Here is a 25,970-nt window from a genome sequence, read left to right on the forward strand (position 1 = left end):
CCTTCCTGGCGTTACCCGTTGTGGGGAAGAAGACCTGTTAACTGGAGATTGCCGCAGGCTGCGCGGCCCCTTCGGGCGGCTGCTCCTGCATACTAGGTGGAAACTGAATGTCTAAGGCATCGACGCGGAGTTTTCCGGAGATCAGGCGAGGGAGTAGTGCTTCGCGCTGAGCCCTCAACTTCACGCTGATCTGCTTTAGTCGAAGAGCTTTTTCAATCAAGGGTGAAACCAAGCTGTCGAACGCTTTCATGAGTAGCGGCTGAGGCACCCGCACCTTCACAAACCGTAGCTCCTTGCGCTTGATGTGCTGCATGGTCGCGCCTGTCGTCAACGACTCGAAGATGGGAATGGCGAACTTGATCGAGAAATACAGAAAATCCCTCGACACTCCCGTCGCTGGTGTGACCTTAAAAAGGTGCTGGTTTAGCAACGCGGGGCCTTGATGCCAGACTTGAACTACCAACGAGCCAGACCACGAGAAGACGATGTCGCCATTCCCGAATTTGTATCTGCTGGGGATCTTGTCGCCAGCGTTCCGCGGCGTGCCAGCGCAGACGCCTGCGTTTAGTTCTTTGATCTTGACGATCGGTAGTCCTTCGTCATGCAGCTCCGTTGGATCGAACGGATAGCCGTTGAGGAAGGTGCCAAGCTGTTCAAGCGGCACGAGATCCACCTGGGTTTGGTTCGCATATTCATCGCTCTTGGGAAATCGCATCCGCACGAACCACTCGCGGTAGATTTCTTCGGCCATGGACTCCAGCAAGGCGATGCGGCGCTGGTTGTTGGCGATCAGGTCGTTCAGTCCGACCAAGACAGCAGCGATCTTGTCTTGTTCGCTACGGGGCGGCAGACGCAGCTTCAACTCCTTCGCAACGGTCACGTTGAAGTGCTGTTGTGCAGCACCAACCAGATTTCCGCCTACTAAGCTCTGACCAAAGGAGGAATTGAAAATGGCTGCGATGTAGTGCGGATTTAGCTCTGGGCCGGGACGAAGGATGACCAAGTCACTGCAATTGGCATCCAGCAGGTCCGCCGGGATCACACAGGCAGTACCCGGGTAGCCCGTGCGGACAATGGCTACATCGCCCGGGCGCAGCTTCGACTTCTTGATGGAGTCATGGAACGACTCAGGGATGTATTTCAGGTCGTTGTAGTTGAGCCTGAACGGCTGAATGTTCAACGACCGCAGGAACGGAACGCCAGTCTCGACATATTGATCGGCCATAGAGCCAACGAAGCCGACCGTCACGTACTCGCTCACCTCTTTGATCTTGATGTCGCGCCACCGATTCATTCAGCTGGACTCGCAGATCTTCTTAAGGTTGGAATCAATGATCGCCTTCAAGCGGAGTGCAGTGCTGTCAAGCTCATCCAAATCATCCATGGACAACTGTAGGTCAGCCAGGAACTCCTCCTCCGTCTTCCCATCCTCCTCGATCACCACACCTACATACCGCCCCGGGTTCAGCGACCAATCCTGTTCGGCCATCTCTTCGCGACTGGCCAGCTTGCACAGGCCGATGACGTCTTCGTAAGCCGCCTTCGGGAAACGCTCCTGCAGCCAGCTCACATGCTGGTAGTACAGCTCGGCGGCCTTCAGCTCGTCGTGGAGGGCCTGCACCGCCGCCTTCACGCCCTTGGTCTGTCGGTTGGCGGTGGCGCGCTTGCCATCTGCCTTGGCGGCCTCGGCCTTGCGCTTGTCCATTTCTCGAATGGCCTTGTCCAGCGCCTTCACGGCAGCGTGCACGCCGCTGAAGAAGGGCGTGAACCGGGCGCGCAGCGTGAGCTGCGCGGCGTTGCGGTCATCCACGCTGTGCTTCTGGCCGCGGCTGCGTTCGTGCTGGGCTTGAGCCTGCTGCAGCGCGGTGAGCTGGCCCCACTGAGCCTGCAGCGCGGCGATAGCGTCGCGCGCGGCCCGGTTGGTTTGTGGGTCGGCCGCCTCTTCGGCCAGCACGGCCAGCAGGCGCTCGCTCAAGGCCGGCAGGTGCTCGGCCGCCTCCTTGAGCTGAGCCATGCCTTGATGCAGATAGCGATCCACCTGGTCCACGAATTCCTGGCGGCGGCCCTTGTGCAGGCGGGGAATGAGGGCGATGTTCTGGATCTGCTCGTCGCTCAGCTCGCGGTGGGCACGGTCAACCTGGGTGAAGATGTTGCGCGCGTCGATGAACAGCACCTTCTCATCCGTCTTGCCTTTGTCGAAGAACCACAGCGTGGCCGGCAGAGTGACGGTGTAGAACAGGTTGGACGGCAGCGTAAGCATGCCGTAGATAAGGTTCTGCTCGATCAACGTGCGGCGGATATCCGCCTCGGAGTGGCGGGCATCACTGGCAGAATTGGCCATCACCAACGCGGCACGGCCACCGGGCTTGAGCGACGTGGCGAAGAGGTTGATCCACAGGTAGTTGCCGTTGGGTACGGTCTCGACGGCTTTTTCCTTGCCGTCCTTGCCCCCACCCGACGCCTTGGCCTTGGTCTTGTTGCGAGGCACGCCGTAGGTGTTGAAGCGGCGGTCCTTCTCCACGGCGTCCAGCGTCACGTCGTCTACGTTGAAGGGTGGATTGGCCATCACGTAGTCGAAGGCGCCAAAGGCGTTGAAGGGGTCTTCGTAATAGGTGTTGGCCTGCTTGATGTCGCCGCGCAGGTTATTCACCGCAAGGTTCATCTTGGCGAGCTTGACCGTCTCCAGCGTCTTCTCGGTGCCGCAGACAAATACATCAAGGTCGGCCGCCTTGTCGGTCTGGTGCTGGTGGATGAAGTCCGCCGACTGCACGAACATGCCGCCCGAGCCACAAGCGGGGTCGAAGACCTTACCGCCGTGGGGTTCTATGATCTCGGTCATGAGCTTGACAACAGAACGTGGCGTGAAGAACTCGCCGCCGCCCTGGCCCTCGCTGAGCGCGAAGTTGGCCAGGAAGTACTCGTAGATCTGGCCGAAGACGTCGCCCGAGGCGTCCACTGGGATGTCGGAGAACAGCTTGAGCAAGTCCTTGGGGATATGCTGATTTTTGGGGCTGCGGGTAAAGCGGTCGTACTCCTCCTGCGGCAGTACGCCCAGCAACTCGGGCTTTGTTTTCTCGATGCTGGCCATCGCGGCGCGTATGGCCTTGGCGATGTTTTCCTTCTCGGGCAGGTTGAGCAAGTAGTCGTAGCGTGCCTGTGGCTTCAGATAGAAGCCGCACTTTTCGATGGCGATTTCCTCTTCGCTCCGCTCCCGGCGAGTGCCTTGGAGCTTCTTGAACTCCTGCGCGATGGCCGCTTCGTGCTGGCGGCATTTGTTGTCAACGAACTTCAGGAAGATCAGGCCCAGCACCGGGGTGCTGTATTCACTGGCCTTCAGGTCTGAGTTGGCTCGGAGCTTGTCGGCTGCTGACCACAGGTCGTTTTCGAGCTTTTTGAGTTGGTCGCGATTCATTCCGTAATCGTAACGGAGTTGACCCTTTCTCTGCAGTGCTGCAGCTGGACAAGAAGAAATTGGGTCAGGTTGAATTTCATGAGCCCTACATGGCGGGCCACATGCGAACCGGCTCCATTCTGCCCGGAGCCATCCTCATATCGACTTGACCCGGTTTAGAAGCGATAAATACGGCGACCAATCATCAAAGATTGGCGAAGCGCGGCAGCCTTTGATGCGCCTCCCGCAGAACCGATACCCACCCGACGCAACATGGTGGGCCCACCAGGATTCGAACCTGGAACCAAAGGATTATGAGTCCTCTGCTCTAACCGTTGAGCTATAGGCCCGCGCGTCGGGGAATTCTACGGGAGCGGGCCGCGCGGCATAAGCCGGGCCGGGGGTGCCGGCTAGGTACGCCTGCGGCGGCCGCGTCGCTGGGCGCGGTGCGGCCGCTGCGGGCTCAGGGCTGGGAGGACATCGAGTACGGCCGCTGCTTCGGGTCGGTCGCCCAGGCCTTGTCGGGCTGCGCCTGCATGGTGAAGCGCAGTTCGCCGCCGGCGAGGATTTCGTCGTGGCGCAGGTAGGCGCGGTCCAGCGGCTGGCCGTTGAGGGTGGCGCGGCCGATGTAGGTGTGGGCGTCGTCCAGGCCGTCGGCGATCACGCTGAAGCGCTTGCCGTTGGGCAGCGTGAGGGTGGCGCGCGGGACGAAGGGGCGGCCGATCACGTACTCGTTGCTGGCCGGGGCCACCGGGTAGAAGCCCAGGGCGGTGAATACGTACCAGGCCGACATCTGGCCGAGGTCGTCGTTGCCGGCCAGGCCGTCGGGGCGCGGCGCGTACTGGGTGGCCATGATCTGCTTGAGGCGTTCCTGGGTGCGCCAGGGTTGGCCGGCGTAGGCGTACAGATAGGCGACGTGGTGGCTGGGTTCGTTGCCGTGCGCATACCAGCCGATCAGGCCGGTGATGTCTTCCATGTGCTCGAAGATCTTGGGGTCGACCTTGGCGTCGAAGACCTGGTCGAGTTTGTCGACGAGTTTGGCGTCGCCGCCTAGCGCGGCGGTGAGGCCGGCGACGTCCTGCGGGACGTACCAGGAGTACTGCCAGGCGTTGCCTTCGGTGTAGTCGCTGCCGTAGCCGCTGACGGTGGGATCGAAGGGTTCGCGGAAGGCGCCGTCGCGCTTGCGCGCGCGCATGAAGCCGGTCTTGGCGTCGAAGGCGTGTTTCCAGTTGCCGGCGCGCTTGTTGAAGGTCGCGGCGATGTCCTTGCGTCCCATGGCCTCGGCCATGCGCGCGATGGTCCAGTCGTCGTAGGCGTATTCCAGGGTCTTGGAGGCGGCCTCGCCCTCTTCGTCGATCGGCACGTAGCCCAGTTCCATGTACTGGGCGATGCCGTCGTAGGGGCCGTAGCTGGCGCTGGCGACCATGGCCTGCAGGGCTTCGTCGGCGTCGTAACCGCGGATGCCTTTCATGTAGGCGTCGGCGATCACCGGCACGGCGTGGTAGCCGATCATGCACCAGGTCTCCTGGCCGTGGAACGCCCATACCGGCAGCACGCCGTAGGGGCTTTCGCGGCGCGAGGCCAGCAGCGAATTGACGAAGTCGCTGTTGCGTTGCTCGGGCTGCACCAACGTCAGCAGCGGGTGCAGCGCGCGATAGGTATCCCACAACGAGAAGGTGGAGTGGTGGCGATAGCCCTTGGCCTGGTGCACGGCGTTGTCGGGGCCGCGATAGCGGCCGTCGCTGTCCATGAACAGGCTGGGGCCCATCAGTGTGTGATACAGCGCGGTGTAGAAGCTCTTGCGCATCGGCTCGGGCGCGTCGAGGTCGACCGCCGATAGCGCCTGGGTCCAGCTGGCGCGCGCCTGCGCGCGCACGCCGTCGAAATCCCAGCCGGGGACTTCGGCATCGAGATTGGCGATGGCGCTGTCCTCGCTGACCGGAGAGATCGCGACTTTGACCACCAGCGACTGCCCGGCGGCGTCGGCGAAGTCGAAGGCGCCGACCAGCTGGCGGCCTTCGATCTGCGCGCGCAACGCGGGCGTCTTCTCGGCCGGCGGCGGGAAGCCTTTGTAGATCACGTCCTGTTCGGTGTCGTGGAACTGGTGGCCGCTGAGCGGGCGCGAGAAGCGCATCGCGAAATAGAGCTGGCGGCCGGGCGCCCAGCCGCGGGTTTCGCGGAAGCCGGTGACGGTACCGTCGGGGCGCAGGCGCAGGCGCGACCACAGCACCTTGCCGGGGTAGTCGTACATGCTGGTGCGCAGGTCGATCAGCACGTGCGCGGGCTTGCCCTTGGGGAAGCTGTAGCGATGCACGCCGACGCGTTCGGTGGCGGTGAGTTCGGCGCGCACCTGGTAGTCGTCGAGGGTGACGGCGTAGTAGCCGGGCTGGGCGACTTCGTCGTCGTGGCGGAAGCGCGAGCGGTAGCCGCTGCCGGGCTTGCCGTCTTCGCCACGCTCCAGGCGCACCTCGCCCGCGATCGGCATCAGCAACACGTCGCCGAGGTCGGAGTGGCCGGTGCCGGAGAAATGGGTGTGCGAGAAGCCGACGACGCTGGTGTCGTCGTAGCGGTAGCCCGCGGCCCAACCGTAGGCCTCCTTGCGCGGCTTGATCTGGGTGTCGGGACTGAGCTGGACCATGCCGAACGGCACCACCGCGCCGGGGAAGGTGTGGCCTTCGCCGCCGGTGCCGATGAAGGGATCGACCGCGGCGTAGGCGCGGCGACCGGCGTCGTCGGTCGCGGGCGGCGCGGCCGCGGCGGCGAGGCCGCTCATGGCCCAGGCCAACAGCAGCGGCCAGGGCAGGCGGCGCTTGGGCGAGGGGCGCGGGGACGAGACATCGGCAGGCATGGACGGCTCCGGGTGAGCGCCCCGGGCGGACCCGACCGGGGCGCTGGCAGTGAATTTAGATCGTTCTAAACCTTGCAAACGCTAGCATGCGGCCGATAGGCCCGCATGCTGCACCGCAGAATGCGCGGCGCTGCGGCGGGGCGCAGCATGCGATGCAATTAGAACGATCCAACGCATGCGCCCCAGCCTCGCTCGTTGCCATGGCCGCACCCCGTCGGCGCCGACCCGCGCCCGCCCTGGACGAACGATTTCGAGCAGCACCGCCCACGAGTTTCGGCGCGCGACGCGGCAGCGCGGCGCAGGCACGGCGCTTCGGTTCGCCGGGGCAGGCCGATGCAAGCGCATCCAGGCCGTATCGATGATGCCGCTTGCGCACGATTGCAGTGCGATATCCGCGCGTACTATCGGCTCGATGCGTCCACCCCTTCGCGCCGCCAACCCCATTGCTTCCGCCTCCTGCGGAGACGCCCTATGAGCGGTCGTGCCCTGCCCCGCGCAGCGGCCGCGACTGTCGCCGGCCGGCGCATTTGCAGCCGGGACGCTTCGAACAAGTCCAAACTATTCGCGTCGGCATCGCCGAACGGAGCGGCGTGCTGATGGCCCGCGAGCCGCGCGCAGCCATCGTCTGCTTCGGCGAGGCCCTGATCGATTTCCTCGCGCGCCCGCCGCAACGGCCGGGCGAGTCGCGCCACTTCGTCGAATACGCGGGCGGCGCGCCGGCCAACGTCGCCAGCGCGATCGCGCGCCTGGGCGGCCAGGCGCGCTTCGTCGGCATGCTGGGCGAGGATATGTTCGGCGACTTCCTCTACGACCAGCTGCGCGACGTCGGCGTGGACGTGCGCTACACGGTGCGCACCGCCGGCGCCAAAACCGCGCTGGCCTTCGTGTCGCTGGACGCGCACGGCGAGCGCAGTTTCAGTTTCTACCGCCCGCCCGCAGCCGATCTGCTGTTTCGCGCCGAGCACTACCAGGCGCATTGCTTCGAGGATGCGCTGGCCTTCCACGTCTGCTCCAACAGCCTGACCGAGGCCGGCATCGCCAACGCGACCTTGTCGGGCATGCAGCGCGCGCGCCAGGCCGGCGCGCTGGTCAGCATGGACCTCAACCTGCGCCCGGCACTGTGGGCCGACGCCTTCGACCCGCTGCCTACGGTATGGCGGGCCTTGCTGGAGGCCGACACGATCAAGCTCAGCCGCTCCGAGCTCGCGTTCCTGGCCGCGCCGCTGGGCAGCGAGACCGCGGCCCTGCAGCGCCTGTGGCACGGCTATGCGACCTGCGTGCTGGTCACCGACGGCGCCGCGCCGATCCGCTGGTACACGCGCACGCGCCAGGGCGAGTTGCCCACCTTCGAGGTGCTGCCGGCCGACACCACCGCCGCCGGCGACGCCTTCGTCGGCGGCTGGCTGCACCGGCTGGCGACGCTGGACGTGCAAGCCCCTGACTTTCCGGCCTTCCTCGAGCACCGCGCGCTGTTCGAAGATGCGCTGCGCTACGCCGCCGCGACCGGCGCGCTGGCGACCACGCGCCACGGCGCGTTCGCGGCGATGCCGCCGCGTTCGGAAGTGGAGCTATTGATGGAAGAGCAGCCGTGATGGAAGAACCGCTATGAGCCGCTACGACGCCCCCCTGCACGACGGCACGCTGCCGGATTTCCGCGACCCCGCGTTCCTGCGCGCGCACATCGCCGACACCATGGCGTTCTACCACCCGCGCGCGATCGACCCGGCCGGCGGTTTCTTCCATTACTTCCGCGACGACGGCAGCGTCTACGACCGCTCGCACCGGCATCTGGTCAGCAGCACGCGCTTCGTCTTCAACTACGCCATGGCCGCGCGCGAGTTCGACCTGGACGAATACCGCGACGCCGCACGCCACGGCCTGCGCTATCTGCGCCAGGCCCATCGCGATCCGGTCGGCGGCGGCTACGCCTGGACCCTGCGCGACGGCGTGCCCGAGGACCGCAGCAACCATGCCTACGGGGTCGCCTTCGTGATGCTGGCCTACGCCAGCGCGATCAAGGCCGGCATCGACGAGGCCGCGCCCTGGCTGGAGGAAACCTGGCAGCTGCTGGAGACCTGGTACTGGGACGAGGACGCCGGGCTCTACCGCGACGAGGCCGACGCCAGCTGGCGCTTCACCGACTACCGCGGTCAGAACGCCAACATGCATCTGTGCGAGGCCTTGATCGCGGCCTACGAGGCCAGCGGCGACTCGCGCTACTACTACCGCGCGCGCACCCTGGCCAGCCAGATGACACGGCGGCAGGCGGCGCTGGCCGGCGGGCTGGTGTGGGAGCACTACGACCGCGACTGGAACGTCGATTGGGACTACCACCGCGACGATCCCAAGCACCTGTTCCGGCCCTGGGGTTTCCAGCCCGGGCATCAGACCGAGTGGGCCAAGCTGCTGTTGATCCTGGACCACCACGCGCAGGAACGCGGCGCGCCGGTCGAGTGGTTGTTGCCGACCGCGCAGCAGTTGTTCGACACCGCGGTCGCGCATGCCTGGGACGAGGCGCACGGCGGGCTGAGCTACGGCTTCGATCCGAACGGCGCGGTCTGCGACGACGACAAGTACTTCTGGGTGCAGGCCGAATCGCTGGCCGCGGCCGCGCGCCTGGCCCAGCGCACCGGCGATGCGCGCTACTGGGATTGGTATCAGCGCCTGTGGGCCTACAGCTGGGAGCATTTCGTCGATCACCGGCACGGCGCGTGGTTCCGCATCTTGGATCGCCAGAACCGCAAGTACAGCGACGAGAAGAGCCCGGCCGGCAAGACCGACTATCACACCATGGGCGCGTGCTACGACGCCTTGGAATTGCTGCGGCCGCGTTGATCCGGCGCATCGCGCCCTCGTAGACGGGGCCTGCGCCGACGCTCACCCCTGACAACACGCTGTCAGCAGAGCGGGCGTACGCTTTGGCTCCCACCCAAGGAGTTCCCTCATGAATACCGAACAGATCGCGCAACGCCTGGTCGAGCTGTGCCGCAAGGGCGAGTACGACCAGGCCCAGGTCGAGCTGTATGCCGACGATGCCGTAAGCATCGAACCCGAGGGCCTGCCGCCGGAAGCGCTGGGCAATGCGCATGGGATGGAAGCGATCCGCGAGAAGGGCCGCAAGTTCAACGAGAGCATCGAGGCCATGCACGGCAGCAGCTGCAGCGACCCGGTGGTCGCGGGCAACTGGTTCAGCGTGTCGATGCACCTGGACGTGACCATGAAGGGCATGGGCCGCATCGACATGTCGGAGATCTGCGTCTACCGCGTGCGCGACGGCAAGATCGTGCACGAGCAGTTCTTCTACGACGTGGGTTGAGTCGGCGTCGCGAGCTTTCGGCGTCGCTTCGTTTGCGCGGTCGCGGCTTGCGCCGCTCCTACAGGGAGCAGCGGGGCGCCGCTTTGGGGTAGGAGCGGCGTGAGCCGCGACCCGATGCGGGACGAATCTGATATGCCCAGCGGCTACGCTGCCGATGGCGGCATGGGCGCATGGACGCATGGGCGCAGCGGATTGGAGCCGCGTCGGCTGAGCGAGCTTTCGACGTCGCTTCGTTTGCGCGGTCGCGGCTTGCGCCGCTCCTACAGGGAGCGACGGAGCGCCGCTTTGGGGTAGGAGCGGCGTGAGCCGCGACCCGATGCGGGACGAATTTCCTTTGCCCAGTGGCTGCGCTGCCGATGGCTGCATGGCGCAGCGAATTGGTGCCGCGTCGGCTGAGTGAGCTTTCGACGTCGCTTCGTTTGCGCGGTCGCGGCTTGCGCCGCTCCTACTGGGAGCAGCGGGGCGCCGCTTTGGGGTAGGAGCGGCGTGAGCCGCGACCCGATGCGGGACGAATTTCCTTTGCCCAGTGGCTGCGCTGCCGATGGCTGCATGGCGCAGCGAATTGGTGCCGCGTCGGCTGAGTGAGCTTTCGACGTCGCTTCGTTTGCGCGGTCGCGGCTTGCGCCGCTCCTACAGGGAGCAGCGGGGCGCCGCTTTGGGGTAGGAGCGGCGTAAGCCGCGATCGCGCGGCCGGGGTCTCGTCGCGGCCCAAAGAAAAAGCCCCGCATCGGCGGGGCTTTTTCGTATTGCGACAGCGGCAGGCTTCAGTCGATATCGAGGAAGCTGCGCAGCTGTTCCGAGCGGCTCGGGTGACGCAGCTTGCGCAGCGCCTTGGCTTCGATCTGACGGATGCGCTCGCGGGTGACATCGAACTGCTTGCCGACTTCCTCGAGGGTGTGGTCGGTGTTCATGTCGATGCCGAAGCGCATGCGCAGCACCTTGGCCTCCCTCGGGGTCAGGCCGGCGAGCACGTCGCGGACCGTCTCGGAGAGGTTGATGTTGGTGGTGGCTTCGACCGGGGACTCCACGTTGGTGTCCTCGATGAAGTCGCCCAGGTGCGAGTCCTCGTCGTCGCCGATCGGAGTCTCCATCGAGATGGGCTCCTTGGCGATCTTCATGACCTTGCGGATCTTGTCCTCGGGCATGTCCATTTCTTTCGCCAGCTCTTCCGGCGTGGCCTCGCGGCCGTACTGCTGCAGCATCTGGCGCGAGATGCGGTTGAGCTTGTTGATCGTTTCGATCATGTGCACCGGGATACGGATGGTGCGGGCCTGATCGGCGATCGAACGGGTGATGGCCTGACGGATCCACCACGTGGCGTAGGTCGAGAACTTGAAGCCGCGACGGAACTCGAACTTGTCCACGGCCTTCATCAGGCCGATGTTGCCTTCCTGGATCAGGTCGAGGAACTGCAGGCCGCGGTTGGTGTACTTCTTGGCGATGGAGATCACCAGGCGCAGGTTGGCCTCGACCATCTCCTTCTTGGCCTTGCGCGCCTTGGCTTCGCCATAGGCCATCGCACGGCTGATTTCCTTGATGTCGGCCAGGGTCAGGAACGAGGCCTGCTCGATCGCGATCGTGGCTTCCTGCTCGGCGATGACCTGGTCCTTGACGTCGCGCAGACCCGACGACCACTTCTGCTTGCGCTTGAGCAGCTCGTCCACCCACTCCAGATTGGTCTGGTTGCCTTCCCAGGCGCGGATGAAATCCTTACGCGGCATCTTGGCGACGCGCGTGGACAGGTCGAGGATCTTGCGCTCGTGGTCCTTGATCTTGCCGACCACGTCGCGCAGGTTGCGGACCAGCGAATCGGTCAGCGCCAGCGGCAGCTTGAGGGTGACGAACACCGCCGCCATGTCCTCGCGCGCCTTGAGCACGGTCTTGTGGCTGGGGCCGTTCTTGGCGTACGCCTTCTGGAACTTGCCGTAGTTGTCCGCCATCGACTCCATGCGGCTGGCGACTTCGACCGGATCCGGACCGCTGACGGTCTCTTCGGCTTCCTCGTCGGCGGCGGCTTCGACTTCTTCGTCGTCGCCGACTTCGACCTCGGCCACCACCACCGGTGCCGGCGGCTCGGGCTCTTCGTCGAGGTGGTCGTTGAAGCCGACCACGATCTCGGCCAGGCGCTTCTTGCCGGCCTTGTGCAGTTCGTAGTCTTCCAGGATCAGCTGGATCGTCGCCGGGAACGAAGCGAGCGAGGCCTGGACCTGGTTGAGGCCCTCCTCGATGCGCTTGGCGATCGCGATTTCGCCTTCGCGGGTCAGCAGCTCGACCGTGCCCATCTCGCGCATGTACATGCGCACGGGGTCGGTGGTGCGGCCGCCTTCGCCGTCGAGCGCGGTCAGCGCGGCCGCGGCTTCTTCGGCCGCGGTGTCGTCGACTTCGCGGTTACCGGTGTTGCCGTCGGCAAGCAGCAAGGTTTCGGCGTCGGGCGCAACTTCGTGCACCTCGATGCCCATGCCGTTGATCATGCCGATGATGTCTTCGATCTGCTCGGCGTCGACCAGGTCGTCCGGCAGGTGATCGTTGACCTCGGCATAGGTCAGATAGCCCTGCTCCAAACCCTTGCTGATCAGGAGCTTGATATCGGACGGAGGGGGCTGTCGTTCGTTGGCCATGGGCTGCGCCACCCGCGCTTGTAGGTCTAGGGAACGTTCCAGTATAGCAGGCCGGGCCGGCTGGGGCCCGATCTAGGACCGGAGGAGGAAGGTGACCGGGCCATCGTTGACCAGGCTGATCACCATATGGGCACCGAAGCGCCCGGTTTCCACCCCCCCGGCGTGGGCGGCCCGGCAGGCCTGGACCAGCCGGTTGAATATCGGTTCAGCCAGCTCCGGGGCGGCCGCGGTGCTGAAGCCCGGGCGCATGCCGCTGCGGGTGTCGGCGGCCAGGGTGAACTGGCTGACCAGCAGCAGGCCGCCGCCGGTGTCGCCCAGGCCGCGGTTCATGCGCCCGGCCTCGTCGGCGAACACCCGGTAGCCCAGCAGGCGCTCGGCCATGCGTAAAACCTGTGCCTCGCCGTCGCCGGGTTCGACCCCGACCAGGGCCAGCAGGCCGGGGCCGATCGCCCCGACGGTCTCGCCGTCCACGGTCACGGCGGCTTGGGTCACGCGCTGGATCAGGCTGAGCACGGCGGCGGCGGGTCCTGCGGTTCGGCGACGGGCCGCACAGTGTCGCCCGGCCCGGCGCATCCGGCCAGCCTGCGCACCGGGCCGGGCGGCCGCGCCGGCTAGACTGACGCGATGACCCGTTTCGTCGCCCGCCTGCTCTATCTGCTCGCCTCCGCGCTCGCGCGCCTGCCCTGGTCCTGGCTGCTCGCCCTGGGCGACCTGGTCGCGGCCGCCTGGCGCTGGCGCGACGGCCGCGAAAGCCGGGTGACCCGGGTCAATCTGGAGCTGGCCTACCCCGAGCTGCTGCCGGCCGAGCGCGAGCAATGGCACCGCGCGATCCTGCGCACCACCGGGCGCCAGATCCTGGAGACCCTGCGCCTGTGGACCCGGCCGCACCAGGAGAACCTGGCCCTGCTGCGCGAGACCCACGGCACCGAGCTGTTCGATGCGGCGATCGCGGCCGGACGCGGGGTGATCGTGGCCGCACCGCATTACGGCAACTGGGAGCTGCTGAACCAGTGGCTGGCCTCGCGCACGCCGCTGGCGATCCTGTACCGGCCGCCGGAGTCCAAGATCGGCGAGGCCTTCCTCAACCTGGTGCGCGCCGACGCCCCCGACCGGGTCACCCAGATCCGCGCCGAGGGCCCGGCGGTGCGCCAGTTGTGGAAGCTGCTCAACGCGGGCGGGGTGACCGGCATCCTGCCCGACCAGCAGCCCAAGGCCGGCGACGGCGAGTTCGCGCCGTTCTTCGGCGTGCCGGCGCTGACCATGACCCTGCTGGGCCGCCTCGCCGGCCGCACCGGCGCGACGGTGCTGTTCGCCTATTGCGAACGCATCGACAGCCACGACGGCACGCCCGGCTTCGCGCTGCACATCGAACCCGCGCCCGCGGACATCGGCGACGACGATCTGACGATCGCGACGACCGCGCTAAACGCCGCGGTCGAACGCATCGCGCGCCGCGATCCGGCTCAATACCAGTGGACCTACAAACGCTATACGCTGCGACCGCCGGGTTCGGGCGAGGAAAACCCGTACTGGAATCGGTGAGCGATGCCGACGCCGCGCCCGCCGCGCGCATGCGCGCGCGGGCCGATCCGCGGCGATCGAACGCAATACTCAAGGGGATGATGGATGCGCTGTTGGATGTTGTGTTTCGCACTGTTCGCCGCACCGGCGTTCGCGGCCGACGAGTTGGCCGACATGAACGCGGTGAGCCAGGCCTGGGATCGCTACGCGCAGCTGAGCAGCCGCGACGATCCCGCCAGCGCCGCGCTGCTGGCGCCGTCCAGCCTGGAGTACTACCTGTTCCTGCGCGACGCCGCGCGCGCGGCATCGGCCGACCAGATGCGCCGCATCCCGGTCAGCGACCGCGTGATCGTGTACGCGCTGCGCGCCAGCCATAACGACGCCCAATTGGCCCAGCTCGACGGCGTCGGCCTGGCCCGGCTGTGCCTGAGCCGCGGCTGGTGCGGCGTGGCCCCGCCGGACGAAGGCGAGGCGCTGCCCAGCCTGAGCCACGTGACCCTGATCGGCAGCGACCGCGCGCTTGGCGAGCTCGGTCCGCCGACCGGCACCAATTTCCAATTCGGCCCCGAATTCGTGCGCGCCGACGGCGCCTGGAAGGTGGTGACCGAATCGCTGGTCAACGACGAGTCGATCCAGATCGGGCTGTACGCGCAGCAGGCCGGCATGAGCGAAGCCGACATGGCCCAGTCCCTCCTGGCCCGCCTGCTCGGCGACGACACCGACACGCCGCCGCTCGCGAGCCTGGAACAACCCTTGCAGGACGACGCCGCCCTGCGCGCCGGCCTCAACGACCGCTGGCCCAAGTACCTGGCGGTCTACAAGACCCGGGTGGCGGCGCTGGAGCGCAAGGCCGAAGACGGCGATTCGCTGGCGCAACTGGGACTGGGCGCGATGCTTTACACCGGCCAACCTTCGGATTGGGTGGTGCAGGACAAGGCGCGCGGCATGAAGCTGCTGGAAACCTCCAGCAACGGCGGCAACGCCACCGCCTCGCTGCTGGTCGTCGGCGCCCTGCTGGACACCAGCGATGGCAAGGGCAAGCCGCCTTCCGCCGAACGCCTGACCCAGGCCCTGCCGCACGTGCGGCGCGCGGCCGAAAGCGGGCAGGCCAATGCGATGAGCATGCTGTCGACGCTGTACTTCAACGGCGCGGCGGGCCTGAAGCGCGACTGTCGCCAGGCCGACGAATGGATCGCGCGCGCCGAAGACGCGGGCAGCCAGAAGGCGCGCAACGACCGGGTCTGGAACCTGGCGGTGTGCCCGATCCCGCAGCAACGCGATCCGGCGCGCGCGCTGACGCTGGCCCAACGCATGATCGCCGACGCCGACACCCTGTCCGGCGCCGAACTCGACACCCTGGCCGCCGTCTACGCGGCCAACGGCAAGTTCGACGAAGCGGTGGATTTCCAGAATCGCGCGATCGCCAAGTTCGCCGACGCACCGAACACGCTGCAGCGCGCGCGTGCGCGCCTCAAGGCCTACAGCGCGCGCCGCGACTGGGTCCAGGATTACAACGCCTTGGAACTGCCGATCGAATGAACCCGACCCCGCCCGAGGCCGCCGAGGCGGCGACGCGCGACGACGCGCCCCCGAGCACGGTCGAATGGCAGGCGCTGCCGGCGCGCGCGCGGCCGCTGTTCCTGCTGGATACCTCGATCTCGCTGGGCGTGCTGTTCGGCGTGGCCGGGGTGGTGTCGGGCACGCTGGGCCTGGGCATGGCCGCGGGCATCGCCGCCGGCGCCACCGGCGCCCTGCTCGGCATCGCCACCGGGATCTGGATCGGCACCAAGCAGTTCAATCATTGCTACTGGCGCCTGGACGAGCACGGCCTGGCGGTGCGCCGCGGGCGCCTGTGGCAGCGCGAGACGCGGGTGCCGATCACCCGCGTGCAGCACCTGGACATCAAGCACGGCCCCTGGCAGCGCCGGCGCAAGCTGGCGACGCTGGTGGTGCACACCGCCGGCACCCGCCACAGCTCGGTCAACGTGCCCCACCTGGACGCCGACGACGCGCAGCGCCTGCGCGACCGCCTGGGCCGGCAGATCGATCTCGATGACGACGCCTGATCCGATCGCGGGCGAGCCCGCGGGCGGGCGGGCGCCACCGACCGCGGCCGAGGCCGCGAGCGCCGAACGCCGCCTGCATCCGATGTCGTGGCTGTTCGTGCTGCTGGCGCAGCTGCGCCAGTTCATCTTCCCGTTGATCCTGCTGCTGGTGTTCGGGCGCGGCGACCGCAACGAGCTGTGGTCGCTGCTCGCGGTCGGCGTGCTGGTGGTGCTGTCGCTGTGGCAGTACTTCACTTATCGCTACGGCGCCACCGGCGACAGCCTGGTGGTGCGCAGCGGCCTGTTCGAACGCAGCCTGCGGGTGATTCCGTTCGCGCGCATCCATAACGTCGCGCTGCGGCAGTCGGCGCTGCACCGGGTGTTCGGGGTGGCCGAGGTGCGCCTGGAATCGGCCGGCGGCAACAAGCCCGAAGCCGAGATGCGCGTGCTCAAGCTGTCCGACGCGCTGGCCCTGGAAGCGCTGGTGCGCCGACGCGGCGCGGCCGCGGCCGCCGCCCTGGCCGCCGACGACAGCAGCGCGCCGCCGCTGCTGACGATGTCGCTGGGCGAGGTGCTGCGCCTGGGCCTGATCAACAACCGCGGCATGCTGGTGGTCGGCGCCGGCATCGCCGGCTTCATGCCCTACAGCCGCGACCTGCTGCCGGAAGGCATGGGCAGCCAGATCCGGCAGGCGGTACTGTCCCTGTTCGGCTGGACCAGCGAACACCACTTCGGCGCGCCGCAGTACCTGCTGGCGGCGCTGGTGCTGGTGGGGCTGTTCTTCGGCCTGGTGCGGCTGCTGTCGATGCTGCTGGCGCTGCTGCAGTACTACGGTTTCAGCCTGAGCGAGCACGGGCGCCGCCTGACCGTCGAACGCGGCCTGCTGGCGCGCTGGCGCACCAGCGCGTCGCGGCGACGGATCCAGGCCTGGACGCTGCGCGAAGGCCCGATGCATCGGCTGTTGCGCCGGCGCACGCTGGAAATCGAAACCGCGGTCGGCAACGAGCAGGAACAGGAACGCGCCCTGCGCGAACTGGCGCCGGTCGCGCCGCCGGCGGTCTGCGAATCGCTGATCGAGCACCTGCTGCCGAAGGCCGGCTGGTCGCGCCTGGATTGGCGCGCACTGCCGCTGTCGAGCTGGTGGCGGCTGTTCCTGCCCGGCATGCCCTGGCTGGCGGCGATCACCGGCCTGCTGTGCGTGCGCTTCGGCGCCTGGGGCCTGCTGACGCTGCTGTGGCTGCCGTGGGCGGTGTTCAAGGCGCGCCAGCGCGCGCGCCGCATGGGCTATGCGCTGGGCGACGAAGTGGTGGCGGTGCGCGAGGGTTGGTGGAAACGCTATTGGCGCTTCGCCGAGATCGACAAGCTGCAGGCGCTGCAGCTGGTGCGCAGCCCGATCGACCGCCGCTGCGGCACCGCTACGCTGTGGCTGGACACCGCCGGCGCCGGCGCCCTGGCGCCGCCGCTGCGGATCCGGTTCCTGCCGGTGGCCGAGGCCGAGGCGCTGTACCGCGAGCTGTCGGCGACCTTGGCGGTGCGCAGGCTGCATTGGTAGGCGGACGCAGGGCGCGGCGATAGGCGCACCATCGCGGAGCGGCGAGCCGGCGCGACGATGCGGTTCGCCTTCGGCTCACCGCATCCTACGAGGGCGGGATTCGCGGCGGCCTGTCCGACGCAGAGGCCGCGCCGGCCGTAGGGTGCGGTGATAACCGCACCATCGCGGACTTGCGGATCCGCGCGACGACCCGATTCGCCTGAGGCTCGCCGCAGCCTACGAAGGCGGGATTCGCGGCGGCCTGTCCGGACGCAGAAGCCGCGCCGGCCGTAGGGTGCGGTGATAACCGCACCATCGCGGACCTATGGATCCGCGCCACGATGCGGTTCGCCTTCGGCTCACCGCATCCTACGAGCGCCAGCGGCGGGTCGCTGTCGCTGAAGACAGCAGCCTTGGGATGCGGCGACAACCCTGCGCCCGGCTCAGCCGCGGCCCCAATACCCCAGCTCGCGGCGGATCTGCAGCGCGCGCAGGCGCGCCGAGAACGGCTTGGCGCTCAGGCGGCCGAGACGGCCCGCGAGCAGGTCCTCGGTGGCCGCGATCACGCGCTCGGACGAACGCCCGTCGCGGTAGGGATGGATCGCGTCGGCGTAGGCGTCCAACGAGGCCTGCAGCTCCGGCGTCGGCGTGAACGCGTGCTCCAGCATCGCCGGCAACTCGGCCGGTTCGTGGAAATCGATCATGTGCGCTTTCGGCGCGCGGTTGCGGAAGGTCACCACCGGCTTGCGCTGAACCACGAACTCCGAGACCACCGAGGTGGTATCGGCCACCAGCACATCGGCGGCGCGCTGGGCCGCGATCAACTGTTCGGTCTCGACGAAATCGGCGTTCGGGCCGGCCAGCTTGCGGTAGCGCTCGAACAAGGCCGGCGGGCACTTGGGGTGCAGGGTCAGCAGCCAGTAACGGTCGCCGCGCCGGACTTCCTGGGCGATCGCGTCGTACAGGTGCGGGGCCGCGCTCAGGCGCTCGGTGAAGGTGGAGGCGAACAGCACCACCGGGCGCCGGCCGGCGCGCCGGCGCAGGCGCGCGGCGCTGCCGTCGTCGTCGCGGAACAGCGGGTCGAGCTTGGGCCAGCCGGTTTCGACCACGGCGAAATGGCCGGCCTCGGCGGCCAGGGTACGGAACGGCGCGGTGGTCGCCGGGCCCTGGGTGCAGTACAGGTCGAACAGGCCGCGCACGCGGAAATGGCCGCGCGCGTCCTCGCGTTTTTCGACGTTGAAGCCGTGGAACAGCTGGACCTTGGCCCCGCTGACGAAGGGCGGCACCCAGTTAGCGGCGCTGAACACGGCGCGCGGTTTCAGCGCCACCGCCTCGTGCAGGCCGACGTTGCGCACCGGTGCGGCCAGGCTGGCGCCGGCCGCGCCGTCGACGAACCAGGCGTGCACCGCATGCCCTTGCGCTTGCAGCGCATCGGCCAGCGGTTGCAGGATGGGCAGCGCATAACGCTCGCTCGCGAACAACAGGTAATCCGCCATCAACGCATCCCGGACTGAATCGAACGTGGCCGCCGCGGGCGCGCAAGCGCACGCGGCGCAGGCATCTTGCCAGCTTTCGGCCTGCATCATCGCGTTCAACGAGGCCGATCGCATCGGCGACTGCCTGGCCTCGCTGGCCTTCTGCGACGAGGTGGTGGTGGTGGACTCCTATTCCACCGACGCCACCGTCGAGATCGCACGCGCGGCCGGCGCGCGCGTGCTGCAGCGGCCGTTCGACGGGTTCCGCAGCCAGAAGCAGTTCGCGATCGAGCAGGCCGCGCACGACTGGGTGCTGTGCCTGGACGCCGACGAGCGCGTCGACGAGGCCCTGCGCGCGGCGATCCAGGCCGAGCAGGCCACCGGCTTCGCCGCCGCGGCCGGCTACCGCTTCGCGCGGCTGTCGGCGTATTTCGGCAAGTTCCTGCGCCACGGCAACGCCTACCCCGACCGTGTGCTGCGCCTGTTCGACCGCCGCCGCGGCGGCTGGCGCGGCCAGCGCGAGGTGCACGAGGCCGCCAGCGTCGACGGCGGCGTGCTGACCCTGCCCGGCGACCTGATCCACTACCCCTACCGCTCGCTGGAACAGCAGCTGAGCAAGACCCAGCGCTACGCGCGCATGATGGCCGAGCACGACTACGCGCGCGGCAAGCGCGCCACCCTGGCCAAGCTGGTGCTGGCGCCGGCCTGGCGCTTCTGGCGCGGCTACGTGCTGCGCCTGGGCTTCCTGGACGGTTGGCACGGCCTGGTCTATGCCTACGTGCGCGCCAACTACGTGCGCCAGAAAACCATCATGCTGTGGATGTTGCAGAACGGTCAGCCCGTCACCACTTCCGAGCCATGAACGCAGCCACCGCCCCGCGCGCGAGCGTGGTCATCACCACCTACAACTGGCCCGAAGCGCTGGGGCTGGCCTTGGGCGCGCTCGCGCGCCAGCGCCACCTGCCCTACGAGGTGGTGGTGGCCGACGACGGCTCGCGCGATGAAACCCGCGCGCTGATCGCCGCGACCGCGCGCGACTACCCGGTGCCGCTGCGCCACAGCTGGCAGGAAGACCGCGGGTTCCGCGTCGCCCTGGCGCGCAACCGCGCGATCGCGGCCAGCTCCGGCGATTACTTGCTGTTGCTGGACGGCGACATGGTCGCGCACCCGCAATTCGTCGCCGATCATCTGCGCGCCGCGCAGCCGGGCAGCTTCGTGCAGGGCCAGCGCGTGCTCACCGACGAGGTCGGCCGCGACCGCCTGCTGTCGGGCGAGACCCGAGCATTGGGTTTCTTCGACCGCGGCCTGACCCGGCGCCGCCATACGCTGCGCATCCCGCCGCTGGCGGCGCTGTCGCTGCGCAGCACGCGCGGCCAGAGCACCGCCGCGATCAAGACCTGCAACCAGGGCTGGTGGCGCGAGGACCTGGTCGCGCTCAACGGCTTCGACGAGCGCTACGAAGGCTGGGGCCGCGAGGACAAGGACCTGGCCGTGCGCGCGTTTCACGCCGGCCTGGAGCGGCGCTCGCTGCGCTTCGCCGGCCTGGCCACGCATCTGTACCACCGCGAACGCCACGACGACGGCGACAGCCCCAACGACGCCTTGCTCGCCGAGGCCAAGGCCAGCGGGCGGGTGCGCGCGCTGGAGGGGCTGGATCGGCATTTGGCGGAGTTCGCGGCGGCGCCGTTGGCGGATTTGCGCAGCAGGTAGCGCGGCCGCGTTGCGCCCGCCGATTCAGGCGGCGGCGCGCGGCCATAGCCGCACCTACGCCAGCATTCGGTTTGACGCGGCGATGCGGTTCGCCTGCGGCTCACCGCATCCTACGGCCCGCTCTCTGCGGGATACGGCCCGCTTCCTGTGGGAGCGGCGTAAGCCGCGATGCCGCCGAAGGCGGCGCATCGATCCAAAGAGCGTGCCTTCGCTGGGCGCCATTTCATGAGCCGGGCTCGGAGCCTGCGTCGCTGCCGCAGCGCATCGCGGCTTACGCCGCTCCCACAGGGTCAGGAGCGGTTGTGGGAGGGCGGAAACCCGCGCCACTCATTCGCGATCCATAGCGCAGGCGAGGATCGGCGCGACGATGCAGCCAGCTCTCTGTGGGAGCGGCGTAAGCCGCGATGCCGCCGGAGGCGGCGCATTTCCCCGAGAGCGAGACCGTACCGGAACCGTTTCGCGAAACGGATTCGGGGCTAGCGTCGTTGCCGCAGCGCATCGCGGCTTACGCCGCTCCCACAGGGGCAGGTGGTTGCGTGCGGGCACAGGGCCCCGCCTCTCATTCGCGTTGGATGACGCAGGCGTGGATGGCTGCGCCCGGCACCAAGGTCCAGCCGCGGCGGTTGGCGTTGCCCATGTGGGTGGTCTTGGTTTCGTCCACGCAGGCATCCAAGGCCACGTCCTGCACCAGCAGCCAGCGCGTGTCCGGACGCTGCGCCTGCCAGGCCAGGCCGCGGCGCATCTGCTTCTTGAAGTCGAGCTTGAAGCCGAAGGTGGTGGCCGGACGGTCGGCCATCAGCAGGTTCTGTTCGCGCCAGGCGACCAGCGCCAACTCGGCCTGCGGCCCGATCTTCTGGCCGACCTCGGTCATCAGGCCGCGCGCGGACGAGGAGTCGTTGAGCAGCGGCGCCATCAGCAGGCCGAAACCGACCCACAGGCCGGTCAGCAGCGACACCATCGCCGCCAGCGGACGCTTGGGACCGAACCACAACAAGCTGGCCAGGCCCCACACGCCGACCGCCATCAGGCTGGCCGCCATCGCATGCGCGCCCTCGGCAATGCCGCGCTCGGCGACCAGCTTGCGTTCGAAACCGGGGTTGCCGAACCACATCGCCGCGCCCAGGCCCAACAGACCCAACGCGAACAGCCAGCTGAACCCCGCGGCGATGCGGCGCGGCCACAGCTTGCGCACGATGCCCGGCAGCAGCGGCGCCAGCGCCAGGCACACCATCGGCAGCGCCGGCAGGATGTACATGTCGCGCTTGCCATTGGGCAGGGTGAAGAACACCAGCACCAACAGCCACCAGGCCAGCGGCAGCAGGTAACGCGGATCGCGCCGCCGCAGGCGGCGCCACCAGGCCGGCAGCGCCCAGGGCAGCGCCAGCATGGTCGGCAGCCACATGGTCAGCACGACTTCCAGGAAGTACCACGGCGGCTGGCCGTGGTCCCAGGACGCGCCGTAACGCTTGGCGGTCTGGCGCAGCAGGATGTCGTCCATGTAGGCGCGGTATTCGGGCGAACCGTTGCTGGTCGCGGCGATCACCATCGGCACCAGCCACACGCAGGCCGCGGCTACGAACGCCAGCGGGCCCAACCAGAACCGCCAGTTGCCTGCCTGCACGCGCACGCGCCAACAGCGCAGCGAGGCGATGCCGGCCGGCACCAGCATCAGCAGCGCGATCGCGCCCACGCCCTTGCTGATCGTGCCCAGCCCGGCGGCGGCCCAGGCCAGGGTCCACATCCGCCAGTCGCCGCCGCCGTCCTTGCGCCAGGACAACACGTGCCGCAGCAGGCCGTAATTGGCCAAGGTGATCCAGAACACCACCAGCGGATCGATCTGGGCCTTCTTGGACTGCCAGGTGAACTGGAACGCGAACAGCAGCGCCCAGCCCGCATACAGCCCGACCTTGCGCGTCCACAGGCGCCGGCCGAGATCGACCACGCACCACAGCGTGCCCAGCGCGGCCAGCAGCGAGGGCAGCAGGAAAGCCACCCGCCAATCGCGGAACACGGTGTAGGCCGCGGCCTGCAACCACATGAACAAGGGCGGCTTGTCCGAGTACAACTCGACGCCGCGATGCGGGAACAGCCAGTCCCCGCTCTCGACCATCTGCTTGGCCACCAGGGTGAACCGCGGCTCATCGGCCGGCCAGGGATCGCGCAGCCCGAGGCCGGCGCCCAGCACCAGCAAGGCGATGATCCAGAACAACCAGGCGTCGCGGGAACGGGTCGAATTCGGCATGCGCGGGATGATAGCCGCGAAGCCGCGCGCGAATGTCGGAGAAACGTTCAGAGCCCGGCGGACTCGCCGGGCGGGCGCGGAACCCGCGCGCTGTCTCCCCTATTGCCAAAGCGCCCCAAGAACCCAGCCCCGCGATCGCGACCAGCACCCGACCGCTGCTCCTGCACTCCCGTGGCCGTGCCTCTGCACCTGCACCTGCCGTTGCCGTTGCCGTTGCCGTTGCCGTTGCCCCGGCATTGAAGTCCAAAGGCACCGCACTCACCCGACCAACCGTAGACCCGAAGGGCGGCGCGCAGGACGCGCGCCGTTTTTCGATAGGACAGGGATGTCCTATCGAAAAATCCCGGCGCGCGCACCGAACTCGCAAGGGAGGGTTGGTCACGCTAGCCCTTCTCTTTGGTTACTTTCTCTTGGGCTAGCAAGAGAAAGTGACCCGCATGCGCAGCAGGCGGAAGCCTTTGACCTTCGTCCAGAAGAGGCAACAGCAAAGCAACAGCAAATCCTCCCCAACCCTCCTTTTTCAAAGGAGGGAGCTAGGAGCAAGAGCTTGCTAGTGTTCATCCGTGCACGAACCTGCGGTCCGTAAGCCGCACGGCTTCACCTTTTTTCAAAGGAGGGAGCAGAAGCAAAAGCAAGTGACGCACATGCGCAGCAGGCGCAAGCGCTTGATCCAAAGCGGAAGTCCGATGCCAGCAGATCTCAACAAAACCCCAGCCGGCGCCGCAGCCGGAGTTCGCCATCGCGGCTTACGCCGCTCCCACAGAAGGCCGGTGCCGCCCGGAACGAGCAACGCGCCGGAGTTCGCGGTCGCGGCTTACGTCGCTCCCACAGAAGCCCGGTCCAATCCGGAACGAGCAACGCGGCCGGGATTCGCGGTCGCGGCTTGCGCCGCTCCTACAGAAAGCGCCCGTGAGGGGAGATGGCGATATGCGACGCCGTTTGCCTATGGCGCTGCAGCCTACGGAACGGGACCCACGCCCAGGCAAGAATAACCGCGCCGGATGGCTACAACTTCGAGACAGCGGTAGCGGACAGCGACACCCGTCGCTACCGCGCAGCCTTCCTCAACCGCGAATAGAAGAAACCGTCGTAGCCCAACTCCCCAGGCAGCCGTTGCCGACCGACTTCGCAATCGCGCCCGTAGCCCGCATCCAAGGCCTCGACCTGCGCATCGTCGGTCCGCGCCAGGAAAGCGCGCACCTGATCCTCGTTCTCCTGCTTGAGGATCGAACAGGTCGCGTACAACAACACCCCGCCCGGCGCGACCGTCCGCCACAGCGCATCGAGCAAACGCGCCTGCACCGCCGTCACCGCCGCGATGTCGGTTTCGCGCCGGTGCATCAGCACATCGGGCTGGCGCCGCACGATCCCGGTGGCCGAACACGGCGCGTCCAACAGCACCGCATCGAACGGCGTCCCGTCCCACCAGGCCGACAGCTCCGACGCGTCGGCCGCGACCAGACGCGCGTCCGTGCCCAAACGCAGACGCGCCAGACCGCTGCGCACCGTGTTCAAACGCGCCGCGTCCACGTCCAGCGCGGTGAGGCGCAGCGTGGGATCGCGCTCGAGCAGATGCGCGGCCTTGCCGCCAGGCGCGGCGCAGGCGTCGAGCACGCGTGCGCCGGCGGGCGGCGCGAGCGCGTCGGCGACCCGTTGCGCGGCGCCGTCCTGCACCGAGACCGCACCGTCGGCGAAACCCGGCAGCGACGCGATCGCGACCGCCTCGTCCAGACGCAGCGCATCGGCCAAGGCCTCGTCGACGCGGGCGATCAGGCCGGCTTCGCTCAGACGCGCGCGATAATCGTCGCGCCCGCCCTGCTGGCGGTTCACGCGCAGCCACAGCGGCGGCGCGCTGGTGCTGGCGTCGAGAATCGCGGCCTCGTCCTGCGGCCAGTCGCGACGCAGGCGCGCGCGCAGCCAGGCCGGCCAATGCGCATGCGCCTCCACCGTGGGCAGACCGTCGCGTTGCGCGCGCCGCAGCAGCGCGTTGACCAGGCCGGCCTGATGGCTGCGACCGATCGCGCGTGCGGCGTCGACCGTAGCCGCGACCGCGGCGTGCGCGGGCAGGGCCAGATCGAGCTGGGCGAAGCCGACGAACAGCAGCGCGCGCAGATCGCTGTCGCGCTTGCCCAGCGGGCGCGGCATCCAGGCCTTGAGCGCGGCCTCGTAGCGCGCCGGACGGCGCAGCACGGCGAAGCAGATCGCCTCGACCAGGGCGCGATCGCGCGGGTCCTTCAGCGCCGGCAGCGCGTTGGCGAGTTCGGGCTTGAGCGAGCGGCCGCGGTGCAGCACCGCATCGAGCACGCGCGCGGCGACCGCGCGGCTTTCGGCGCCGCTGGCGGCGTTCACGCGCCGACCGCCAGGTCGCGGCGGCCGTTGAGGTAGTCGGCCGCGGTGATGGCCTTGCCGCCGTCGCGTTGCAGCACGCGGATGCGCAGCGCGCCCTGGCCGCAGGCGACGTCGATGCCGTCGCGGCCGGCCTGCAGCACCGCGCCCGGGTCGGCGCCGTGGGCCAGATCCAACGCGACCGCGCCGTGCAGGCGCACCCGCTCGCCGGCCAACACGGCCTCGGCCATGGGCCAGGGATTGAAGGCGCGCACCTTGGCCGCCAACGCGGTCGCGGACTGGCTCCAGTCCAGGCGCGCCTCGGCCTTGTCGAGCTTGTGGGCGTAGGTCACGCCCTCCTCGGGCTGCACCCAGGGGCGCGGATACAGATCCGCGCGCAACAGGCCCAGACCGTCGCGGATCACCTGCGCGCCGAGTTCGGCCAGGCGGTCGTGCAGCTGGCCGCCGGTTTCCTGCTCGCCGATCTCGGTGGTCTGCGCCAACAGCACCGGGCCGGAATCCAGGCCCTTTTCCATCTGCATCAGGCACACGCCGGTCTCGCGGTCGCCGGCCTCGATCGCGCGCTGGATCGGCGCGGCGCCGCGCCAGCGCGGCAGCAGCGAGGCGTGCACGTTCCAGCAGCCGTGGACCGGAATGTCGAGCACCGACTGCGGCAGGATCAGGCCGTAGGCGACCACGATCATCAGGTCGGGCTCGAGCGCGCGCAGCGCCTTGCGCGAGAGCGCGGCCTTGAAGTTCTCCGGCTGCAGCACCGGGATGCCGCGCAGCACCGCCTCGCGCTTGACCGGCGAGGGCGTGAGTTCGCGCCCGCGCCCGGCCGGGCGATCGGGTTGGGTGTACACGGCCACGACTTCGTTGTGCTGCGCGGCGGCGCGCAGGCAGGGCACGGCGAACTCGGGCGTGCCGGCGAAGACGATCCTCAAGGAC

The 25,970-nt window shown here is 68.3% G+C and carries 18 protein-coding genes and 1 tRNA gene; 9 read left to right on the forward strand and 10 right to left on the reverse strand.

Annotation, left to right across the window (positions count from 1 at the left end; translation table 11 throughout):
- Positions 1-37: 37 nt before the first annotated feature.
- The 4 genes from BMZ45_RS06280 to BMZ45_RS06295 form a co-directional block, all read right to left on the reverse strand.
- A complete protein-coding gene (locus BMZ45_RS06280; RefSeq protein WP_091633726.1) occupies positions 38-1,294 on the reverse strand; it encodes a restriction endonuclease subunit S in 1,257 nt (418 codons plus the stop codon).
- The gene (locus BMZ45_RS06285; protein ID WP_091633729.1) at positions 1,295-3,412 is read right to left on the reverse strand and encodes a type I restriction-modification system subunit M; all 2,118 of its coding nucleotides are present in this window, start codon (positions 3,410-3,412) and stop codon (positions 1,295-1,297) included.
- Between the two features lie 253 nt (positions 3,413-3,665).
- A tRNA-Ile gene (locus BMZ45_RS06290) sits at positions 3,666-3,741 on the reverse strand.
- Positions 3,742-3,854: 113 nt separating this feature from the next.
- Positions 3,855-6,239 carry a GH92 family glycosyl hydrolase gene (locus BMZ45_RS06295; protein ID WP_091633733.1) on the reverse strand — a complete coding sequence of 795 codons (2,385 nt, stop codon included), beginning with the start codon at positions 6,237-6,239 and terminating at the stop codon, positions 3,855-3,857.
- A 596-nt stretch (positions 6,240-6,835) separates the two neighbouring features.
- Between BMZ45_RS06295 and BMZ45_RS06300 the strand changes: the two genes are divergently transcribed.
- From BMZ45_RS06300 to BMZ45_RS06310, 3 genes are all read left to right on the forward strand, one after another.
- A complete protein-coding gene (locus tag BMZ45_RS06300) occupies positions 6,836-7,831 on the forward strand; it encodes a carbohydrate kinase family protein (protein WP_091633736.1) in 996 nt (331 codons plus the stop codon).
- Between the two features lie 100 nt (positions 7,832-7,931).
- On the forward strand, positions 7,932-9,074 hold the full coding sequence (locus tag BMZ45_RS06305) for an AGE family epimerase/isomerase (protein WP_254776569.1): 1,143 nt from the start codon (positions 7,932-7,934) through the stop codon (positions 9,072-9,074).
- A gap of 109 nt (positions 9,075-9,183) precedes the next feature.
- A complete protein-coding gene (locus tag BMZ45_RS06310) occupies positions 9,184-9,555 on the forward strand; it encodes a nuclear transport factor 2 family protein (RefSeq protein WP_091633742.1) in 372 nt (123 codons plus the stop codon).
- A gap of 764 nt (positions 9,556-10,319) precedes the next feature.
- Here the strand turns inward: BMZ45_RS06310 and rpoD are convergent.
- Positions 10,320-12,173, reverse strand: coding sequence for an RNA polymerase sigma factor RpoD (gene rpoD / locus BMZ45_RS06315; protein WP_091633744.1), 1,854 nt, complete (start codon positions 12,171-12,173; stop codon positions 10,320-10,322).
- Positions 12,174-12,245: 72 nt separating this feature from the next.
- Positions 12,246-12,686 carry a D-aminoacyl-tRNA deacylase gene (gene dtd / locus BMZ45_RS06320; protein ID WP_091633747.1) on the reverse strand — a complete coding sequence of 147 codons (441 nt, stop codon included), beginning with the start codon at positions 12,684-12,686 and terminating at the stop codon, positions 12,246-12,248.
- Positions 12,687-12,797: 111 nt separating this feature from the next.
- On the opposite strand from dtd, the gene BMZ45_RS06325 reads away from it, so the two are divergent.
- The 4 genes from BMZ45_RS06325 (at position 12,798) to BMZ45_RS06340 (ending at position 17,291) form a co-directional block, all read left to right on the forward strand.
- Positions 12,798-13,715 carry a lauroyl acyltransferase gene (locus tag BMZ45_RS06325; RefSeq protein ID WP_091633749.1) on the forward strand — a complete coding sequence of 306 codons (918 nt, stop codon included), beginning with the start codon at positions 12,798-12,800 and terminating at the stop codon, positions 13,713-13,715.
- A gap of 96 nt (positions 13,716-13,811) precedes the next feature.
- The gene (locus BMZ45_RS06330) at positions 13,812-15,233 is read left to right on the forward strand and encodes a tetratricopeptide repeat protein (protein ID WP_139215411.1); all 1,422 of its coding nucleotides are present in this window, start codon (positions 13,812-13,814) and stop codon (positions 15,231-15,233) included.
- A complete protein-coding gene (locus tag BMZ45_RS06335; RefSeq protein ID WP_091633754.1) occupies positions 15,230-15,760 on the forward strand; it encodes a PH domain-containing protein in 531 nt (176 codons plus the stop codon). Before BMZ45_RS06330 ends, BMZ45_RS06335 begins: the two co-directional genes overlap by 4 nt.
- Before the next feature lie 82 nt (positions 15,761-15,842).
- Complete coding sequence (locus tag BMZ45_RS06340) at positions 15,843-17,291, forward strand: PH domain-containing protein (protein WP_254776570.1); 1,449 nt, start codon at positions 15,843-15,845, stop codon at positions 17,289-17,291.
- A 422-nt stretch (positions 17,292-17,713) separates the two neighbouring features.
- On the opposite strand, the gene BMZ45_RS06345 is transcribed toward BMZ45_RS06340, so the two are convergent.
- The gene (locus BMZ45_RS06345; protein WP_175488949.1) at positions 17,714-18,769 is read right to left on the reverse strand and encodes a CDP-glycerol glycerophosphotransferase family protein; all 1,056 of its coding nucleotides are present in this window, start codon (positions 18,767-18,769) and stop codon (positions 17,714-17,716) included.
- Between the two features lie 22 nt (positions 18,770-18,791).
- Between BMZ45_RS06345 and BMZ45_RS06350 the strand changes: the two genes are divergently transcribed.
- Both BMZ45_RS06350 and BMZ45_RS06355 read left to right on the forward strand, forming a co-directional pair.
- A complete protein-coding gene (locus BMZ45_RS06350) occupies positions 18,792-19,607 on the forward strand; it encodes a glycosyltransferase family 2 protein (protein WP_091633764.1) in 816 nt (271 codons plus the stop codon).
- Positions 19,604-20,455 carry a glycosyltransferase family 2 protein gene (locus BMZ45_RS06355; RefSeq protein WP_091633766.1) on the forward strand — a complete coding sequence of 284 codons (852 nt, stop codon included), beginning with the start codon at positions 19,604-19,606 and terminating at the stop codon, positions 20,453-20,455. Before BMZ45_RS06350 ends, BMZ45_RS06355 begins: the two co-directional genes overlap by 4 nt.
- Before the next feature lie 559 nt (positions 20,456-21,014).
- On the opposite strand, the gene BMZ45_RS06360 is transcribed toward BMZ45_RS06355, so the two are convergent.
- The 3 genes from BMZ45_RS06360 to fmt all read right to left on the reverse strand — a co-directional run bounded on the left by BMZ45_RS06360 (position 21,015) and on the right by fmt (position 25,966).
- Entirely contained in the window at positions 21,015-22,697 is a 1,683-nt protein-coding gene (locus tag BMZ45_RS06360) for an ArnT family glycosyltransferase (RefSeq protein WP_091633769.1), read from the reverse strand.
- A gap of 1,047 nt (positions 22,698-23,744) precedes the next feature.
- Positions 23,745-25,046 carry a 16S rRNA (cytosine(967)-C(5))-methyltransferase RsmB gene (gene rsmB / locus BMZ45_RS06365; protein WP_091633771.1) on the reverse strand — a complete coding sequence of 434 codons (1,302 nt, stop codon included), beginning with the start codon at positions 25,044-25,046 and terminating at the stop codon, positions 23,745-23,747.
- Positions 25,043-25,966: a methionyl-tRNA formyltransferase gene (gene fmt, locus BMZ45_RS06370; protein ID WP_091634164.1), complete on the reverse strand. Its 924-nt coding sequence runs from the start codon at positions 25,964-25,966 to the stop codon at positions 25,043-25,045. The genes rsmB and fmt overlap by 4 nt, the downstream gene beginning before the upstream one ends.
- Between the last annotated feature and the right edge of the window lie 4 nt (positions 25,967-25,970).

Source organism: Lysobacter sp. cf310, assembly GCF_900114355.1.
Lineage (GTDB): Bacteria > Pseudomonadota > Gammaproteobacteria > Xanthomonadales > Xanthomonadaceae > Lysobacter.

Excerpts from the sequence above, each read along its gene's own strand:
- BMZ45_RS06280 (WP_091633726.1), bottom strand. The coding sequence starts at position 1,294 with ATGAATCGGTGGCGCGACATCAAGATCAAAGAGGTGAGCGAGTACGTG.
- BMZ45_RS06285 (WP_091633729.1), bottom strand. The coding sequence starts at position 3,412 with ATGAATCGCGACCAACTCAAAAAGCTCGAAAACGACCTGTGGTCAGCA.
- BMZ45_RS06295 (WP_091633733.1), bottom strand. The coding sequence starts at position 6,239 with ATGCCTGCCGATGTCTCGTCCCCGCGCCCCTCGCCCAAGCGCCGCCTG.
- BMZ45_RS06300 (WP_091633736.1), top strand. The coding sequence starts at position 6,836 with ATGGCCCGCGAGCCGCGCGCAGCCATCGTCTGCTTCGGCGAGGCCCTG.
- BMZ45_RS06305 (WP_254776569.1), top strand. The coding sequence starts at position 7,932 with ATGGCGTTCTACCACCCGCGCGCGATCGACCCGGCCGGCGGTTTCTTC.
- BMZ45_RS06310 (WP_091633742.1), top strand. The coding sequence starts at position 9,184 with ATGAATACCGAACAGATCGCGCAACGCCTGGTCGAGCTGTGCCGCAAG.
- rpoD (WP_091633744.1), bottom strand. The coding sequence starts at position 12,173 with ATGGCCAACGAACGACAGCCCCCTCCGTCCGATATCAAGCTCCTGATC.
- BMZ45_RS06325 (WP_091633749.1), top strand. The coding sequence starts at position 12,798 with ATGACCCGTTTCGTCGCCCGCCTGCTCTATCTGCTCGCCTCCGCGCTC.
- BMZ45_RS06330 (WP_139215411.1), top strand. The coding sequence starts at position 13,812 with ATGTTGTGTTTCGCACTGTTCGCCGCACCGGCGTTCGCGGCCGACGAG.
- BMZ45_RS06335 (WP_091633754.1), top strand. The coding sequence starts at position 15,230 with ATGAACCCGACCCCGCCCGAGGCCGCCGAGGCGGCGACGCGCGACGAC.
- BMZ45_RS06340 (WP_254776570.1), top strand. The coding sequence starts at position 15,843 with ATGTCGTGGCTGTTCGTGCTGCTGGCGCAGCTGCGCCAGTTCATCTTC.
- BMZ45_RS06355 (WP_091633766.1), top strand. The coding sequence starts at position 19,604 with ATGAACGCAGCCACCGCCCCGCGCGCGAGCGTGGTCATCACCACCTAC.
- BMZ45_RS06360 (WP_091633769.1), bottom strand. The coding sequence starts at position 22,697 with ATGCCGAATTCGACCCGTTCCCGCGACGCCTGGTTGTTCTGGATCATC.